This is a genomic window from Massilia sp. FBCC-B171 (assembly GCF_059134155.1).
Map to the genome: position 1 here is coordinate 1,446,284 of NZ_CP101443.1, position 18,276 is coordinate 1,464,559.

The following is an 18,276-nucleotide window of genomic DNA, read 5'->3' on the forward strand; positions in this document are numbered from 1 at the left end:
AAACCGGCATGAAGACCTCCCACGACTGGCGCGGCAGGATGCGCGGCGAGTTCTCCGACTGGCAGCGCTGGTGGGGGCGGGCGCTGGTCGTTGCGCTGGCCGGCGCGGCCGGGCTGACCGTGGTCGGCTTTACCTGGCTGTCCGAGCGTGCGTTCGACCTGTTCGAAGGGATGCAGGGCCTGGCCTGGTGGACTCCCCTGGTCTGGACCCCGCTGTGCACGGCCGCCATCGTCTGGCTGACGCGCCGCTTCGCACCAGGCGCGGCCGGGTCGGGCATACCGCAAGTCATGGCGGCGCTCGATCCGGCGCTGGCGCCTGAGCAGCGCGGACTGTTCGTCTCGCTGCGCCTGAGCCTGGCCAAGATCGCGCTGACCGCCAGCGGCCTGCTGGCCGGCTTGTCGCTCGGGCGCGAAGGCCCGTCGGTCCAGATCGCGGCCGGGATCATGCTGCAGGCCCGGCGCTGGCTGCCGCAGCGCTCGTCGGTGACGGTCCACGGCTTGCTGGTGGCCGGCGGCGCGGCCGGCATCGCAGCGGCCTTCAACACTCCGCTGGCCGGCGTCATGTTCGCCATCGAAGAGCTGGCGCGCTCGCCCGAGCAGCGCAGCAGCGGCCTGATCATCACCGCCATCGTGCTGGGCGGCGTGGTCGCCGTCTCCGTGCATGGCAACGCCACGTATTTCGGGGTCGTGCACACCGGCGACATTGGCATTGCGCTGCTGGTGCCCGGCATGGTCGTGGCCTTGTGCGCCGGTCTCGCCGGCGGCCTGTTCTCGCGGCTGCTGATCGTATCGCTGGCGGGGGAGGGACGCGACCGGCTCAGCCGCCTGCGCGCGCGCCGTCCGGTCTTGTTCGGCGCCGTGTGCGGCGCCGGCGTGGCCGTCATCGGCCTGGTCACGGCCGGCGCCACCTTCGGTTCCGGCTACGGCCCGACCCGCGGCATGGTCGAGGGCGTCGCGACGATGCCGATGATGTATGCCTTCTTCAAATTCGTGGCCACCTGGCTCAGCGCCTGGTCGGGCGTGCCGGCCGGGATTTTCGCGCCGTCGCTGGCGATTGGCGCGGCGCTCGGCAACGACGTGGCGCTGGCATTCTACGGGGCGCAGGTGCCGGCGCTCATCGCGCTCGGCATGGTCGGTTTCCTGGCGGCGGCCACGCAGGCGCCGCTGACAGCCTTCATCATCGTCATGGAAATGGTCGACGGCCATGCAATGGTGCTCAGCCTGATGGCCTGCGCGCTCGTGGCGAGCATGGCGTCGCGCATCATCAGCCCGCCACTCTACCCGACGCTGGCGCGCATGCAGCTGGCGCGGGCGCAACCGGCGGCGCCTGCCCTTGCGGCTCAAGAGGCAAGTCCATGATAAATTTCCTCTTCCTGCGCAAAATGCAGCCGCAGGATGGCGTCGAGGGCATACAGGGTACGGCGCAACTCCTGTAGCGAGGCCCCGTCCGCGCCCTGGTCCGGCGCCGTCTTCGACAGCCGGTCGACGATGCGGCTGAGGCGGTAGATTTCGCGATGCGTGCTGCTCATCGACGCCAATGGGTCTTCTCCTCCGATCAGCCGGGCGACACGCGGATACAGCGCGACATCGTCGTTGGACTCGTGCGGAAGAATCTGGCGCAGGAGAGAATCGTTCAGCGACAGCAGTTCTTCCCGCATGGCCAGAGCGGGAAGCATGCCCGCCTGATCGGCCAGCCGGCCAAGGCGGTCGATGACGGGCAGCAGCCGGGCATGTTCTTCCCTGAGGTGGTCCAGATCGGCGGCCGACATGCGCTCGCCGCCAGGTGGCGCCCCCAGCCGAAGTACACGCAGCGCATTCAGGATGACGGCCACGTCGATCAATTCCTGCAGCAATGCGCCGGCAACCGGCGGCAGGTAGCCGAACGCCGCGACCAGCATGGCGACGGCCGACAATCCCATCCCGCCCACGACGCTCTGCAAGGCAATGGCCCTGGTGCGCTGAGCAATGCGCACGGCGAACGCGAGGCGGTCCAGGCGGTCGACCAGCAGCACGACCTGGGCCGATTCGGCGGCGGCAGCCGCGCCGCGCGCGCCCATGGCGACGCCGATATCGGCCGCCGCCAGGGCCGGCGCGTCGTTGATGCCGTCGCCGACCATCAGCGTGACCCCGTCCTTCCTGGCTTCGGAGATGGCCGCAAGCTTCGATGCCGGCGTCTGCTCGGCCACCACCGCGTCGACGGCCAATGAACGGCCAATGGTGTTCGCGACGTCGGCCCGGTCGCCGGTCAGCATCACGATCCGCCCGACGCCCAGGGCGCGCAGCATGCGCAGTGCGCGCGGCGATTCCAGGCGAATTTCATCGGCCATCTGCAGCACGCCGCAGAATTGGCCGTTCAGCGCGACATACACACCGGCAGCGCCTTCGTCGCCGATGCGTTCAACCAGATTGGCGGCCCAGGCCGGCCATGGCGCCGTACCCAGGATGTAGTCATGGCCGCCGATGCGCACTTCCTGGCCATCCACCCAGCCAGACAATCCCGCGCCCGGCTGCTCGCTCACGCTTTCGGGAACCGACAGGCGCAGTCCGCGCTCGATGGCGGCGCCGACCACCGCCTGCGCGATCGCGTGGCCGGACATTTGTTCCAGCGAGGCCGCCAGCCGCAGCAGCGTTTCCTGGATGACGCCGGGGGCGGCCGCGATCGCCACCAGACGCGCCTTGCCGCCGGTAAGCGTGCCGGTTTTATCGAAAAACATGGTCTTCACTTGCGCCATCTTTTCGAGCGCAGCGCCGTGCTTGATCAGCACGCCGCGCTGGGCACAGCGCGACATTGCGCTGACGATGGCAACCGGCACCGCCAGGATCAGCGGACAGGGCGTGGCGACCACGACCACCGCCAGGGCCCGGTTCGGATCGCCGCTCAGCAGCCAGGCCAGGCCGGCGATACCCAGGGCCAGCGGGACGAACAGCAGCGCATAGCGGTCGGCAAGGCGCGCCGCCGGCGCCTTCGATGCCTGCGCCGCCTGCACCAGGCGGACGATATTGGCGAAGGTACTGTTCTCGGCGCTACTGGTGGCAAGCAGGTCGAATGCGTCGCCGGCGTTCACGACGCCGCTGCCGAGCGATTTCCCCGGTCCGTAAGACACCGGCAAGGACTCGCCCGTCAGACTCGATTCGTCGACAGTAGCGCCTGAGATGAGCGTACCGTCGACCGGTACCGTGTCGCCCGGCCGTACGGCGAGGCGGTCACCCGGCTTGACGGCCGCGAGCGGCACCTGGATCAGTTGCCCGTTCTCGTAACGGTTGGCGCTGCGCGGCGCTTTGCTCAGCAGGGCCGACATGTCGTCATGGGCGCGCTTTTCCGCATAGCCCTCCAATGCGCGGCCGCTGGCAAACATCAGGGCGATGACCGCCGCAGTGAAATATTCCTCGAGGGTAATCGCGCCCGCAATCGATACCAGGGCAATCAAGTCCAGCCCGAATTTTTTATGCAGGAGTGCGACGACCGTATCGACCACCACGGCAACGAGCACGATGGCGGCGCCGCTCAGCCAGATCCAGCCAGCGACCTGGTCCGCGCCGGCAAGACGAAACGCGGCGCCGGCAACCAGCGTGACGGCACACGTCGCTAGCTGCACCAGACTGATGTGATTTGTCGATGGCATGCTGACCCATGCATGAAGCGCCGGCCAGGGTGGTTGGCGCCTGACCCGTACAGCAGTCTAGCACTGCTATAGGTCCTGTCCAGGCCTGGGTCTGGCGGACGCCATGGGCAATGCGGGCAAGGCATTTTGTGCACGATTCCTGGTGTTTTCAAACTAGACACATCTTGCCAAAAGCTGAATGAGCGAGTACTGTACATCCATACAGTACTTTTGCATTGTTCAAATAATGTCTTCTCAACAACACACTGCCACACCAGAAGATTTGCATCCCTCCCTGTGGCGCGCCTCGCAGCTGGCGCATGCGCAGTCGCGCTGTGTCGACACCGGCCATCCGGCCCTGTCCAAGCAGTTGCCGGGCGGCGGCTGGCCCACCGGCACCCTCATCGATTTACTCCTGCAGCAGCCCGGCATCGGAGAAATGCGCCTGCTGCGCCCGGCCCTGGCGGCGGCCGCATCGCGCCGCATCGTGCTGCTGCAGCCGCCCCATCCGCCGCAGGCATTGGCGCTGGCCGCGCTCGGCGTGCCGCCCTCCCAGCTGATCTGGCTGCGCAGCACGCGCGGGGCCGATGCCCTGTGGGCGGCCGAGCAGGTGCTGCGCAGCGGCAGTTGCGGGGTGCTGCTGTTCTGGGCCAACCATGCGCGCGGCGAAAGCCTGCGCCGCCTGCACCTGGCGGCCCAATGCGGCGAGACCCTGTTTTTCATGCTGCGTCCGCTGGCCAGCGCCCAGGATTCCTCCCCGGCGCCGCTGCGCCTGTCCCTGCGGCCCGCCGCGGGCGGGCTCGACATCGGCTTCGTCAAACGCCGGGGACCGCAGCGCGATGCGCCGCTGTTCCTGCCCCTCACTCCTTCTTTGCTCCAACGCCATGCGACTGTGGATCGGCCTGTATTTGCCCCAGCTACCGCTCGAGGTCTTCAGCCCGAACTGGTCAACTGACGCGGGCTGCGTCGTGCTCGAGCAAGAGCGGGTGCTGGCAGCCTCGCCCCTCGCGCGCGCCGCTGGCGTCCAGGTCGGCATGCGCCGCGGCGGGGTGCTGATGCTCATGCCCGAGGCGCGCATCGTCGAGCGTTCGCTCGAGCGCGAAGCCGAGGCCCTGCACGCGGTGGCAATGGCCCTGCTGCAGTACACGCCGCAGGTAACGCAGGCCGAAGAGTCGACCCTGCTCATCGACATCGGCGCTACATGCAAGTAATTGCCAAATTACCACACAATGCAAGTTATAATTAATGGACAAGGTCATTAAGGCAAGGAGCTACGATTGCGAGAGTTACGTCGAAAGGTATTGATTCCTACGTTCACGCTAACTGAGGTTTGCGACAAAGGCGACACTGCTGCATTTAAACGGTTAATCTCCGGCTCAAAGAAACGTGGGCCGTTTACGTATCACTTAAAGCCTGTGGTTGATCCTATAGAAGGAGCTCATCGAAATCATAATCTATTTCCGATTGTACTTAGTCGAGACTCAATCCCCTGGGATTTTGGAACATTATTCATATTGAGCCGATTGGAAGCTGAAGATAATCCAGACATGGTCACATTAAAATGTATAGCCGATGATCTAGGGGCATTCAGAGAGTGGTTAGATTCGCATGAAAACCCGGATGATTTATTATTCAGTTTTCCGAAGTTGCCGTTAAGCCGTGTGACTTATCGCTATCGGGGCAACCTCAAGAAAAAAATTGAAATCGGGGAAATTGCCGCGAGCACGGCGAAACGCCGGATGGCAACTGTAGTATCTTTTTACCGATGGATAATCAAGGAGGAGCTTTTTCAGCCAGCTAATGATCCTTGGCAAGAACGAACATACGGCTTAACGGTGGCGAACTCATATGGAGGCTCTGTTAAAAAGACGGTGAAATCTACCGATTTGCAGATTTTAGCGTCGAAAGCTGATGATCCGCTCGACGACACTATCCAGGATGACGGCAAGCTACGACCTTTGCCACTGGAGGAGCAAAAGTGGGTAATGGAAGCTGCCGATGCGCTGGGTAATGGTGAAATGTATCTTTTTATTTTGTTTATGCTACTTACTGGAGCGCGGATTCAAACCGTTGGTACATTGCGTGTGCGACATTTTATACAACCTGATGCCGCTTTTTCAAATGGCATAGCTGGGCAGGGGCAGGTATTTAAGCTTAAAGCAGGGCCAGGGACAGGCATCGACACTAAGAGAAATAAGAATAAGACGTTGCAGATTCCTAAGCTTTTGTATGAGGCTTTACATGTCTATGTAACCTCAGATCGAGCTCGTCGTCGCAGGGAAATGGCGCCGGGAGGTGACTACTTAGATCAATATTTATTTCTTACTCAGCAAGGCAGTCCTTATTACACAGCTAAAGTGCAGTCATCAAGTTATGATCCAAACATGGTGCGCCGACATCACAAAAACGGAGGAACTGTTCGCCAGTTCCTTAAAGAACGTCTGATTCCTTTTGTGCAAAATCGTTATGATCCAAGATTTAAATTTCGCATACACGATCTTCGTGCAACTTTTGGAATGAATCAAACTAATATACAGATGTCTCTAGTTCAAGCCGGCGTGATTACATTGAACAAAGCCCGTTCAATCGTAAAGGAGCTGATGTGGCATACATCAGCGGCAACCACCGATAAATATCTCGACTACCGTAAGCAGTTGAAAATGATTCACGCTGCGATAAATGGGCATGGCGACCATGTGCAAGGATGGATCGACAGGGCGATGAAAGGCATCGAAAATCGTTAAAAGAGAAATAAAAGATTTCAGTCAGCGGGATTTTTTAATAGTCGATCTGCCGCTGGATCAGAAAACCAAGATCATTCGACCAGAACAGATAATACTTCGATTTGATCGCTTATATATTGATATCGGCGCGTTGTGTTACCTGAGTCGTTCTCGCGCCCGGCGTAATCCTGCGCAACCTCTAAGCGTTGATAAATCCTCCTATTGCGCTAAAAGAGTTGGGCAAATTGGCAATTCAATTAAGCGCCTCTCTAGCATGCTTAAAGATGGGGCGTTCCGCCCATCTTCAGTTTATGGAACGGCAAGACGATTCAAGCAATTTATGGACTGGGCTGATGAAAATGCATACCACGACTGCCTTGATGGAGGCGATGCAACCGAAATTGCTTTCCGCCTCTGGGCAGAGCACGTGTATGAGCAGTTTCGACATCATAAATTAACTTCCGGATCCGCAGGTGCTCTGCAGAGCGATGTATGTGAATTGCTTGAGCAGATAACAAACTGTGAAAACCTACGTCGCGGGGTCCGGTTTGTCAGCTCCCGAAATAGAGGTGAGGGTTCAGAGCCAGCTTCAGAATATGACTTCGCACAGACGCTCGCACTAAACCAATCATTATTTGATGGACTTTGTGATCTAGTTCTCAAGAACTTGCCATTTCCTTTCAAACTAAAAATGCCTGGTTCTCTTGGCTGGAAAGACAATTACTTGTGGTTTTTCCCAAGTCATAAATCGCATTTAGCTCCCCATCTTTGGGGCGCGCCGCGGGAAAAACTGGCTTATCCATATTGGGCCTATGATTACGAGAATGGTCGTATAGCGAGCGTGGAAGAAATTGCACACCATTACAGAACGAAAAGTCATCGTAACAGGGGCCGTGAAGGTGCAAATAAGGCAATTAAGGAAGCGTTAGTACATGTAGATCGTGCTAACACCGATACTAAGCATCGAGTGCGTGTTGACCTTGCAATGGTTGCCCAGGCAGCGTTTCTATTTCTTTTTCATGCCAACACAGGCTGCAACTCGGCAGTTGCTCGTGAAATTGAAACAGATGGTTCAGTCGATGCGTCGACACTTAATCAGAGTTATCGCGTCATAAAAATGCGCGCACAGGGGAAGGAGATTTCGGTTGTTTGCCCCGCCTCGTTTATGCCAAGTCTTCGGCGTTTTATGGATTTGCGGAAATATTTGCTAAATGGCTTAAGTTGTCCATTCCTTTTTTTTACTCTGGGAATGCGGACTAAATCTATCCAAGCCAAGCCTGAGAAAATTTATAGTAGTGTGTTGCATCTACACTATGAAAGCATACGGAGGATTTATCCCGCGATTCCCCGAATAAGTCCCACAAAAATCCGAGCGACAGTGAATGATTATTATCGTCGAACGCATGATGGGTATATATCATCACGTATTATGGGGCATTCTGAAAAAGTAGCTGATCGCAGTTACTTGGCGGGATCACCAGTCGATCATCATGACGAGTTCACGTTATTTTTAGATGCTGTCTCAAATTCTGCCCGGCAGCAGAAGATAGTATCTCCTGGCTCAATGCCTAAAGATGCAAGAAGCCTAGAAGAAGGCGGGAAATGCACGAATTATGGAAAGCCCGAGGTCATAGAAGATGCGCCGTCAATTCCTGATTGCAACCAAGGTTGTCTTTTTTGTGTAAATCGAGTTTTAGTTGCTAACGAGGAGGATGCCCGTAAGGTTGCAAGTGCAGCCTTCGTTATGGAGCAGTTGATTTCTGGTCCTTTATCCGAATCCGAATTCCGTCCAAAAATTCTAAAGTGTGACCAGGATCTGGACAAGATAGCGAGCTTTAATGGCTGCGAACGTATGGTTTTGATAGTGAAGCGAGACGTTTATGAAAAAGGAAATCTAACGCCATATTTTGCCGATAAGTTTCAGCTTTTTTTGGAGTTGGGAATTCTTTGATGAAGTTATTTGATGCGAACCTTAGTCTGCCTAATGAAGCTCGACCTCCGGACCAATGGAAAGATGATTACGAGAATACGCTGCAATTAGAGAGCGTTATTAGCCGCGATAAGGAAGGGAGTGTAGTATCAATTGTAGGTGATTTTGTGTGGGACTGGACTCCATATGACCCTAATGGACAGCGCTCCTCGATTTACTTTTATTATTGGCGTAATCCTAGGGCAACAGTAGATCAATCCGAAGTTACACCATCGCGCATTACTCGCATGCGCGAACTGCAATACCTTATGGTTAAATTGATTTATAGGGAGGGTGGGCAGTTATTGGGAGGACGTGCGCTCAGACAAAATTTGGGTGTGCTTCTTCATATTGCTCGTCTCGCCGAGTCTAGGTCATGCTCTATTCGGGATATTCTTACCAGCCGCGATGATCTTGACGCTTTGATTCAGATTGTACCCAGCGCCGCAGCGCAAGGGCTCATTGCTTGGCTCTGCTTCCTTGCGAAAATCGAAGAGGATGGGAGGCTCGGTTATCGTGTTGCTAAGCCGCGTCGATGGCGTCAGCTTCGAAAAAAGGCCAAGGAATATCAACAGTCTCTTAAGCAGCATGCCGCTATTCCCTCTCGTATTTATGCGTCGATTATTAACGAATTGTCGAGCGAGTTAGATGATATCGAGGAGCATAAAGAGCGCCTCATTTCCGCACTACGTGCTTCAATTACGGAGCGAGAATATGATCGGAAGGATGCCGATGGGTATTTGGGTCCAGCGATTGTCCGGCGCTACGGACTTGAAGAGTATTTTTCTCGTCGTGGATTTACCTACTCTCTAAAAGGCATCAGCGCTGCTGTTACCGACATATTTCGTGTTTGTAAGTTGCAAATTCATGCTTTCACTGGCATGAGGGATGGTGAGGCGCGCCATTTGCCCTTTCATTGCATGGCCACAGAACGTAGACTGCATGGACGCAATCATTCTTTAGTTGTTGGAGTCACCACTAAGCTTGAGGGCGGTCGGGCAAGACGCGCTAAATGGGTTACGACTGACCGGGACGGATTTCGTGCAATTCGATTAGCTCAACAATTCGCTTCAATTATTTACGGCAGTATCGGTGTAACTCCGAGCGAAAGTGAAAGATTGAAGGATAAATATCCGTTGTTCATTTCAACTCAGTATTTGCCGTGGCTTAGTACTAAATCGGAAGGTGCTTCTAGTAAATTCATTGTGTCGCCCGGGGCTCTAAGTGGGGCATCAAAACATTTGCTGGGAAAGCTTAGGCCAATCATACAAGAAGAGGACGTTGCGGAACTGGAGCAGATTGATGCTTTTCGTTCTTGGCGTGACGAAGAAGAGTATGCCATTGGACAGCCCTGGTCTTTGAAGTCCCATCAGTTGCGACGTTCTCTGGCGCTATATGCTAATGCGTCTGGCTTAGTGCGGCTCTCGTCGTTACGGCGGCAACTCCAACACATTACAAGGGAGATGTCACTTTATTATGCTCGTGGAAGCGTCTTTGCGATTAATTTTGTTGCCGAGGACCCAAAAGGCTACAAGCAGCATATGGCGGTAGTGTGGCAGGAAGGAGGGCATGAAGCGGAATACCTTGCATTTGTCAAGGATGTGCTTGATAGCGACGAGCCCATGTATGGCGCGGCAGGAACTTATTACGAGATGAAGAAGAAGCGCAACGAATATTTCTCCCCTGAGGAATTGAAGAAGCAAATCAAAATGGGACGTCTGTCTTATCGGGCGACTCCGCTAGGTGGATGTACTAATCCAAACCCATGTGAAAGCGTAAAAGGACTGCGATTAATCGATTCGGCCTGTGCAACGGAAGGATGCAAGAATTTAATTGGTAAGCACTCGAAGATCATAGAATTGGTACGCCTGCAGCGTGGAGTATTGAATGGGATTGATCCATCATCAATCGCTTATCAAATGGAGAAAGAAGAGCTCGACTCTTTAATTGCAACTGAGGTTTCATGGCGACCTCGTAGCGAATGCAGTGAAGTTTAGAAAGGAAATAAACATGTATGACGCGCTTAATGAATACTATTTAGCGTTAGAACGCCTTAAAAATGGAAGTCCAGAAAGAGTTGCAAAAGGAACGAGGATAACTAACGATGCTGTTTCGCTCGAAGCAGGGCGAAAGAAAGGTACGATCAAAAGATCGAGACCAGTCTTTGAGGATCTAATTAGCGCCATTAGCGCAGCGTCACTTGAGTCTCGTCCGGAAAGTGTCCACAAGGAACAGTTAGCCTTGGCGAAGGCCGAAACCGCAAAGTATCGTGTCCTATGGGAAGAGGCCCTGGCACGCGAGGTGTCGCTGGTCAAGCAATTGTGGAGCGAACGCGCAGAGTGGGCAGCAGAGAAATCTGCGCTTACAGGGAAGAAGGTGTCGTCTATTTTGAGTCAGAAGCTCCATACAAAAGAGAGAACACGTCCTTAATAATGCGTCCTACTTAACGTCTAAGCTGGATTGCTCCTTCCACTATCTCCAACATTGTTCATAGCCATGCGCCTTTGGATCGGTCTACATCTGTCCCAGCTCCCGCTCGAGGTATTCGAATCAAGCTGGTCGAATAATGGCACAGGCGTCGTCCTTGAGAACGAAAAGGTGCTGGCAATGTCATCTGTCGCACACATCGCGGGACTGAAGCGCGGGATGCGCCGCGGGAGTGCACTCATGCTTATGCCGCAAGCGCGGATTTATGAGCGTTCCACCGCTAATGAAGAGGCAGCGCTACACACCGTCGCGATCGCAATGCTCAAATACACGCCCTTGGTAACACTTGCAGAGGAATCGACAATTTTAATCGAAATTGGGGCTAGTTTGCGTCTGTTCGGCGGCGTACGCGCATTGTGTAAGCTCGTCCGGGCAGATTTGCATGGTATGGGATTTTCCGGTTATGTGAGCTGTGCACCAACCGCGCGGGGAGCGTGGTTGCTCGCTCGGTTTCAAGGCGGACGTGTGCTTAAGCCTGAAACCATGATGCGTCATCTAAACCGTCTCCCAGCCATGACTCTGCCTGCAGCGAGGCCTTTCGCTCGCTGGTTGGAAGGTATCGGTTGCGAGACCATTGCAGACCTTCGCCGACTTCCGCGTCCAGGTCTGCAGCGTCGGTGTGGCCGGCAGCTACTCGACACTATTGACAGCGCGTTTGGCGCGGCCCCCGAGCTGTTTGAATGGATCGAGGCGCCCACAACGTTTGAAGCCAAGATAGAATTCTTTGATCGCATTGAAAACGTCGACTTATTGATGGTGGGCGCACAGCGCTTGGTGCTGCAGCTCATCGGGTGGTTGTGTAGTAAGCAGTTGGCCGTAGAGCGAGTCACGCTTCGGCTGGAACACGAGCGAGGAAGAGAAGCCCAGCCCGCCACTGCTGTAGAAATCACGCTTGCTGAGCCCGCGTGGCAGGGCGAACACCTCATCCGCCTGATGAAAGAACGACTTGGAAAGGTCGAGCTCGTTGCGCCCGTCATTGGATTGGCCCTGGAAGTAACGCAGCTACAGCCGATGGCACCGCTGAGCGAGTCTCTTTTTGTAGAGCCAGGAGGATCGCAAGAAGATCAGGTTCGGATGTTGGAATTACTAGTCGCTCGCTTGGGCGCTGATAATGTAGTGCAGCCGTCACCTGTTGCCGACTACCGTCCTGAAGTGGCAAACGCCTGGGTCTCAGTTCAGCAAAAAGTACGAGAGGCCGTTATAACGTCGCAGCTTCCGTCTAACCCTAATAGAGTCATGAGGCCGACATGGTTATTAGCCAAGCCAATTGCCTTGCTGATGCGCAACCACCGTCCGTTCTATGGCTCACCTTTACGCATGGTCTCAAACCCAGAACGCATCGAGGCTGGCTGGTGGAACGGTCCGCAGACACGCGACTACTTTATCGCAGAAGGGGAGGATCACACCTTGTATTGGGTCTACCGTGAGCGTATCGGAACCGACAGTACCGAACCGCGTTGGTTCTTGCATGGCTTGTTCGGCTAGCTCAACCAGCATTCATGGCAGCTTAAGTCAGTCTAAAGGTCTTAAGAACCACGTTCCAGGAGTACAGTCCCTTGGGTTCGTGACCAAGTACTCTGCGTACTCAACCACATCTTGTCCTTTTAGCATTTCGAAGACAATGTCGCCAGCTTTTAAAACCTTATCGAGGAGAATGCTAGTTATCCATGATTCCCTTGCCGAGGAAGGCCTACGCCAAGGTCGAATCGACTGGCTGTTCGCTAGTCGGTAGTCCGCATAACGGCGAATGCTTCCTGGAAGCATGTTGTAGATGTGCTGTGGGGTATGTCTACCTTCTTGTGTCAAGGCGGCAAGGTTCCTGACCGCGTAGTAGATGACATTCCATATCTGCCCAATCGAGCATAGACCCAAGTAAAGCCGCAGGGCGGTAGCAACTTTAGCAGAATAAATACCAGGATGAGCAAATCGGTAGCGTTCCCACTGACTGACGAAGTATCTCCTGCATTCGTCTTCAGCTACCATGTACCAAAGCGCTTCGACTGCTTTAGGATCAGGTTGATCCAGTCGTCGAAACAATACTGCAAGAATTTCGTCTATCGATCTTCCGGAAAGATCGTTAGCGAGCGTCCACGCACCAGCCCTGATGTTACACGTTAAGGCATCGGTGTTTTGGTCCAAGGTAAATGCATCTAGGTCAGAGCACAGAGCGGGAAGAAATATTCCGTCGGTGCAAAGCCGAGCATAGATCTCGTCTGCAAGTTCTGGAGTCGGAGCGAGTTCGTCCATCTGCATCTCTAGCGGTGGCACGACGCCCTCTCCTGGGCCCAAGTTCGCTGCGAGCAGGGCAGCATACAGTAGACACGATTGGAAAAAACTCAACTGCGTGTAGTCAACCGGTTTGGCTTTTTCATGCAAACGCTTCAGTGCGTCTGTCACACGATCCCGCCGGTGCTTCAAGATGACGAAATCGTTTCCTCGCTTCGGCATGAGTGCGACTGCAGAGCAGGAGGTGCAGATTGGAGGAGGCGAACCTCTTTCAGACCTCTGAATCGTCCCAATTAGTGATGAGTACTCGCTACGGGTTGCCAAAGAAATTTGGTTTCCGCAACTGCCACAACGAACGCGAGGGAAGTATAAACGACACGCCGATTTCAGCATGTCAACCATCTCCCCCTTGCTGAGTCCTGAGTCCGACAGCAAGGTCTGGAACGACTCCCTCCACTTACCATTTGACGATCTTGCCCAGTACCTCAAACAAAAATTGTTTGCGATCTCACTGTCGGTCAAGAGGCAGATATAACGCGTGCGATTTCGAATCATTTTCCGAGACGGGTCCTGAGCAAATTGCTGGACCACGTCACATCACTAGAGGCTGGTCGGCTATTCCGCATCGCCGGCTTCATTTTTGAAAATGATGACTATAGTCCGAAGACGCAATCATAACGCAGAGCCATGATTTCCCCCGAATATAGGGAGAAATCTTTTGGATCCAGGTCTAGCGTTTGGAAAGGTGTTGCGTACCGTCCGCCGGGAAGTTGGCCTCACTCAGGAACAACTTGCACTTGCAGCGGACGTCGACCGCACATTCGTCAGCCTGATCGAACGAGGGGAGCGCCAGCCGACCGTACGCGTCCTATTCAAACTCGCTGCTGCCTTGCAGGTTTCAGCTGTGCGACTGATCCAGATGACCGAGGATCAGGTCGGATTGACTGCTACGTAATGCGTAGCCGACCTGCTGTCGGTTCGGCCTTGCTTCAGACACCTGGTCTAATGAACCAGCCAATTGTGGCACGACTTCGAACGGGTTGCCGACCAGGCCATAGCCACCACCGAGTAGATGGGCACTTCCGGATTCTTGTTAAACGCCACGATGGCCTGCAGTCCATAATGCGGGTCAGGTACAGGATCGCGCCTGAGATGCCGACCGACACGTACATGGCCGGGCGACGATCTGTCCGTTCTGGCCAACCTGCCAGTCGTTCGACACGCAACCGGCGTCAACCGCACCGCTCGGCACCCATCACTCGCGACGACAGAGATAACGATACGTGTCGCAGGTTTCTGTCATGCTGGAGGAGCGCTAGATTACTTAAAGTAGAGTGATTCCGAACCGTTTCACTACAAGTGCAAACACACCGAAACAGGCGATTGTGATCAGAGCGCAAGACCCGAGCGTCCACCAGAAACCGAAACGTTGCAACAGCCACGGAAACGCAAGAAACATCGGCAGGGTCGGCACCACATACCAGAAGGTGTACCACGCATGATTCGCGAGCTTAGCCTCTGGCTGGTTTTCGATATGTAGCCACACCAAGGTGAGCAACGTGATCATCGGCAGGGCGGCAACGAACCCACCGAAGCGGTCGCTACGTTTCGCCACCTCCGACACCAGTACGACGACCGCTGCGGTAATCAAGTATTTCGTGATGAGCCACTTCATTGTTCTCCCTTTTCACTTGGTTATTCCGGCGGCCGTCGGAGCGGCCACCGGAACTGCGCTTACTTAATCGAGAAGCGCACGCTGATAGACTTTTTGTCGGCGAATGTGATGGCGGCAACCGCCTTACTGCCCGGTGCCAGTTTGGCGTCACCTTTGACGACTAAGGTGTTGTCTGCGCCTGCCTCAAGCGGCAGCGCGGTCTTTTGCGTGCCCTTGAGCACGGTCAGGGTGCCGGTTGCGCCTGCGGTCGGCAGGGCCTTGCCGTGGTCGTCAACGTAAATCGTGGTAATGCCGTCTTTGGACACTAGTTCGAACGCGAGGTCGCCTGCGCTTTGCACGATGCCGCCGTGCTTGGCCTTGGCGCCGTGTGCAAGAACGTTACCCGACAGGGCCACACTGACCGCAAGGGCCATAACTGCAAAAATCTTTTTCATTTTGATGCTCCAGAAAACTGTAGCGGCTGGGGATGGGCGCCGCCACTTGGCCCGTATGAATCAATAGGTGTCGCCGCCTTTTTCAGCCAACAACCGCTCCAGCGGCCTGCGGCCTACTTTCCAGAAGATAAGCGGCGTCAGTAATGAATCGAGCAAGGTGGAACTGATCAGCCCTCCGAAAATCACGACCGCGACCGGATGCAGAATTTCCTTGCCTGGTGCGTCGGCGGCTAGCAGCAGCGGCGTCAACGCAAAGGCAGCAACGAGCGCGGTCATCAAGACCGGCGTCAAACGCTCGATCGAGCCGCGTACGATCATTGGCCAGCCGAAGGTTTCACCCTCGAACTTGCAGAGGTTGATGTAGTGGCTCACCTTCAAGATGCCGTTACGGGTGGCGATGCCGGCCAGGGTAATAAAACCAACCATCGATGCGACCGACAGCGACACCCCGGCGATCCACATGGCAACCACGCTGCCGACCAGGGCGAACGGAATGTTGCCCATGATGACGAGTGCCAGCGTCGACGACCGATAGCGCGAATAGAGCACCAGGAAGATCAGCACAAGTGAGGCCAGAGACAGGCCGACGATGAGCTGCTGCGCCTGTTCCTGGGCCTGGAACTGGCCTTCTACGCTCACAAAATAGCCGCCTGGGAGCTGGCTAGCGGACACCGTCTTGCGCACGTCTTCAATGATCCTCGACATGTTCGAGCCATCGGTATTGGCATACACGACAATGCGCCGGCGCCCGTTTTCACGGCCGATCTGGTTTGGGCCATCGCCTTCTTCCACAGTCGCAACACTCGACAGCGGGATCTGTCCCGCCGGGGTGGTGAGCATCACCCGCGCCAGGTCCTGCGGCGACCGGTCCACGTCGGCCAGGCGCACAACGAGGTCAAAGCGGCGCGCGCCGTCGATCACTTGGGTCACACGCGTGCCTTCCGCCAGCGACTGCAGCGCCTGGAGCACGTCACCCGCGGCCAGGCCATACTGCGCCGCCTTGCGGTAATCGATGCGCACCTTGATCTGCGGGATCAGGACCTGGCGCTCCACCGACAAGTCGACTAGGCCGGGCACGGCGCGCAGGCGGCCCTGCAGGCCATCGGCCAGGCCACGCAGGGTGTCGATGTCGTCTCCGTAGATTTTCAGGGCAATCTGCGCGCGCACTCCAGACAACAGGTGGTCCAGACGGTGAGAGATGGGCTGCCCGATTGCCACCGATGCTGGAATGACAGAGAGCTGGTTTCGAATGCTGGACATGATCTCTTCGCGCGACCGCTCAGACGGCTTCAGGTCGACGTCGATCTCGGATGAGTGAACGCCCTCGGCATGCTCGTCCAACTCGGCGCGGCCGGTACGCCGCCCAACCCTGGTCACTTCCGGCACCTGGGCAATCAGCGTCTCGGCCAGTGAGCCCATGCGATTCGCTTCCGCCAGCGATGTGCCCGGCGTGAACGTCATTCCCATCACCAGCGAGCCCTCGTTGAAGGCTGGCAGGAATGCACGCGGGAAGAAAGGCACGGATGCAGCGGCCGACACGACAGCGATGAGGGCAATTGCCAGCATCAGGCGGGTACGCGGGAAGGTCCAGTTCAGCGCGGCGGTATCCCATTGCTTCATGCGGCGCACGATCGGGCTGTCACCACGATGCAGGGACTTCATGCGGGGCAGTAGGTAGTACGCCAGGGCCGGGGTAACCGTCATGGAAACCAGCATCGACGCTAGGATCGAGGCGATGTAGGCAATGCCGAGCGGTGCAAACAGTCGGCCCTCTATGCCAGGCAGGGCAAACAGCGGCACAAACACGAGCACCACGATTACGGTGGCATAGACGATGCCCGAGCGTACCTCGACCGAGGCATGCCAAATCACCTCCAGCACCGACTGGCCGTCTTCTTTGCGTTGCTTGAGCCTGCGTACGATGTTCTCGACGTCGACCACCGCATCGTCGACAAGTTCGCCGATGGCGATCGCCAGGCCCCCCAGTGTCATCACGTTGATGGACTGGCCCAGCAAATGGAAAGCAAGCGCAGTCACCGCAAGCGAGAGCGGGATGGCAATCAACGAGATCAGCGTGGTGCGGACGCTGAGCAGGAAAGCGAACAGCACAATGGCAACTAGAATGGCGCCGTCGCGGAGAGCCTCGACAACGTTCCCGATCGAGGATTCGATGAAGTTTGCTTGCCTGAACAGGACTACCGGCTGCGAAATGCCGGTCGGCAGACCCTGCTTGAGTTCGGCCAGCGCCGTTTCGATATCGCGCGTGAGGCGCACTGTGTCGCCTGCTGGCTGCTTCTGGACGCTGACAATCACCGCCGGCTTGCCGTTCAAGCCCGCGTCGCCGCGCTTGAATGACGGCGCGTAGCGTACGCTGGCGACCTGTTCAAGAAGGACTGGTGCCCCGTTGCGATAGGCTACGGCCAGGCCACTGATGTCTTCGAGGCGATTAGTACGGCCGAGGTTGCGGATCAGGTATTCGCGGTTGTTCAGGTCGACGAACCCGCCACTGGTGTTGGCCGCGAAGCCGCGTAGCGCAGTGGTGACTTGTTCGAGAGATACCCCAAATTGCGCCATGCGGGCCGTATCCGGCTCGACCCGCAACTGGCGCACTTCACCGCCGATTGGGATCACCTGCGACACTCCCGGGATCGACAGCAGGCGAGGCCGCAACACGAAGTCGGCATACTCACGCGCCTTCATTGGATCGGTTTTGGCAACGTCGATCGGCAGCGCAATGAGCATGATCTCGCCCATGATCGAGGACACCGGTCCCATCACGGGCGCGATGTTGCCAGGGAGTTGTTCCTTGACCAGGGTGATCCGCTCCGATACAAGCTGGCGGTTGCGGTAGATGTCGGTACCCCAGTCGAACTCGGCATATACGATCGACAGACCGACGCCCGAAACCGAGCGCACCCGTGTGACACCGGGCATGCCGTTGAGGGAAGTCTCGATCGGAAATGAGACGAGTTGTTCCACTTCCTCGGGGGCCATGCCGCCGGCTTCGGTCAGCACGGTGACGACCGGCTTGTTCAGGTCGGGGAAGACGTCTACCGGCGTTTGCCATGCCGTCATGGCACCGTAGATCATCAGCATCAGTGCTGCCGCCAGAACGAACAGGCGATTGTCGAGGCTGAAGCGAACTATAGAATTAAACATGG

14 protein-coding genes and 1 pseudogene are annotated in these 18,276 nt (G+C 56.5%); 9 read left to right on the forward strand and 6 right to left on the reverse strand.

Going from position 1 to position 18,276, the window contains the following annotated elements; all coding sequences use genetic code 11:
• Window positions 1-8: 8 nt before the first annotated feature.
• Window positions 9-1,358 carry a chloride channel protein gene (locus NMB41_RS06575; protein WP_494381673.1) on the forward strand — a complete coding sequence of 450 codons (1,350 nt, stop codon included), beginning with the start codon at window positions 9-11 and terminating at the stop codon, window positions 1,356-1,358.
• On the opposite strand, the gene NMB41_RS06580 is transcribed toward NMB41_RS06575, so the two are convergent.
• Window positions 1,340-3,622, reverse strand: coding sequence for a heavy metal translocating P-type ATPase (locus NMB41_RS06580; protein WP_494381674.1), 2,283 nt, complete (start codon window positions 3,620-3,622; stop codon window positions 1,340-1,342). The two genes, NMB41_RS06575 and NMB41_RS06580, sit on opposite strands and share 19 nt — an antisense overlap.
• Before the next feature lie 226 nt (window positions 3,623-3,848).
• Between NMB41_RS06580 and imuA the strand changes: the two genes are divergently transcribed.
• The 7 genes from imuA to NMB41_RS06615 all read left to right on the forward strand — a co-directional run bounded on the left by imuA (window position 3,849) and on the right by NMB41_RS06615 (window position 12,265).
• Entirely contained in the window at window positions 3,849-4,556 is a 708-nt protein-coding gene (gene imuA / locus NMB41_RS06585; protein WP_494381675.1) for a translesion DNA synthesis-associated protein ImuA, read from the forward strand.
• A gap of 13 nt (window positions 4,557-4,569) precedes the next feature.
• Window positions 4,570-4,812, forward strand: coding sequence for a Y-family DNA polymerase (locus NMB41_RS06590; protein ID WP_494381676.1), 243 nt, complete (start codon window positions 4,570-4,572; stop codon window positions 4,810-4,812).
• 90 nt (window positions 4,813-4,902) lie between these two features.
• Window positions 4,903-6,345 carry a tyrosine-type recombinase/integrase gene (locus tag NMB41_RS06595; RefSeq protein ID WP_494381677.1) on the forward strand — a complete coding sequence of 481 codons (1,443 nt, stop codon included), beginning with the start codon at window positions 4,903-4,905 and terminating at the stop codon, window positions 6,343-6,345.
• A gap of 253 nt (window positions 6,346-6,598) precedes the next feature.
• On the forward strand, window positions 6,599-8,275 hold the full coding sequence (locus NMB41_RS06600) for a hypothetical protein (protein WP_494381678.1): 1,677 nt from the start codon (window positions 6,599-6,601) through the stop codon (window positions 8,273-8,275).
• Window positions 8,275-10,290 carry a hypothetical protein gene (locus NMB41_RS06605; protein ID WP_494381679.1) on the forward strand — a complete coding sequence of 672 codons (2,016 nt, stop codon included), beginning with the start codon at window positions 8,275-8,277 and terminating at the stop codon, window positions 10,288-10,290. The genes NMB41_RS06600 and NMB41_RS06605 overlap by 1 nt, the downstream gene beginning before the upstream one ends.
• Before the next feature lie 13 nt (window positions 10,291-10,303).
• Window positions 10,304-10,723 (forward strand): hypothetical protein, encoded by a 420-nt coding sequence (locus NMB41_RS06610; RefSeq protein ID WP_494381680.1) that lies wholly within the window; start codon window positions 10,304-10,306, stop codon window positions 10,721-10,723.
• Between the two features lie 66 nt (window positions 10,724-10,789).
• Window positions 10,790-12,265: a Y-family DNA polymerase gene (locus NMB41_RS06615; RefSeq protein WP_494381681.1), complete on the forward strand. Its 1,476-nt coding sequence runs from the start codon at window positions 10,790-10,792 to the stop codon at window positions 12,263-12,265.
• 27 nt (window positions 12,266-12,292) lie between these two features.
• On the opposite strand, the gene NMB41_RS06620 is transcribed toward NMB41_RS06615, so the two are convergent.
• The gene (locus tag NMB41_RS06620) at window positions 12,293-13,027 is read right to left on the reverse strand and encodes a hypothetical protein (protein ID WP_494381682.1); all 735 of its coding nucleotides are present in this window, start codon (window positions 13,025-13,027) and stop codon (window positions 12,293-12,295) included.
• A gap of 724 nt (window positions 13,028-13,751) precedes the next feature.
• Between NMB41_RS06620 and NMB41_RS06625 the strand changes: the two genes are divergently transcribed.
• Window positions 13,752-13,961 (forward strand): helix-turn-helix domain-containing protein, encoded by a 210-nt coding sequence (locus NMB41_RS06625; protein ID WP_494382800.1) that lies wholly within the window; start codon window positions 13,752-13,754, stop codon window positions 13,959-13,961.
• A 48-nt stretch (window positions 13,962-14,009) separates the two neighbouring features.
• Here the strand turns inward: NMB41_RS06625 and NMB41_RS06630 are convergent.
• The 4 genes and pseudogenes from NMB41_RS06630 to NMB41_RS06645 all read right to left on the reverse strand — a co-directional run.
• Window positions 14,010-14,246: pseudogene (locus tag NMB41_RS06630) on the reverse strand (FAD-binding protein); the annotation flags it as partial.
• 84 nt (window positions 14,247-14,330) lie between these two features.
• Complete coding sequence (locus NMB41_RS06635) at window positions 14,331-14,681, reverse strand: DUF3147 family protein (RefSeq protein ID WP_494381683.1); 351 nt, start codon at window positions 14,679-14,681, stop codon at window positions 14,331-14,333.
• Between the two features lie 59 nt (window positions 14,682-14,740).
• Window positions 14,741-15,115 carry a hypothetical protein gene (locus tag NMB41_RS06640; protein ID WP_494381684.1) on the reverse strand — a complete coding sequence of 125 codons (375 nt, stop codon included), beginning with the start codon at window positions 15,113-15,115 and terminating at the stop codon, window positions 14,741-14,743.
• A 60-nt stretch (window positions 15,116-15,175) separates the two neighbouring features.
• Complete coding sequence (locus NMB41_RS06645; RefSeq protein ID WP_494381685.1) at window positions 15,176-18,274, reverse strand: efflux RND transporter permease subunit; 3,099 nt, start codon at window positions 18,272-18,274, stop codon at window positions 15,176-15,178.
• Window positions 18,275-18,276: the final 2 nt, after the last annotated feature.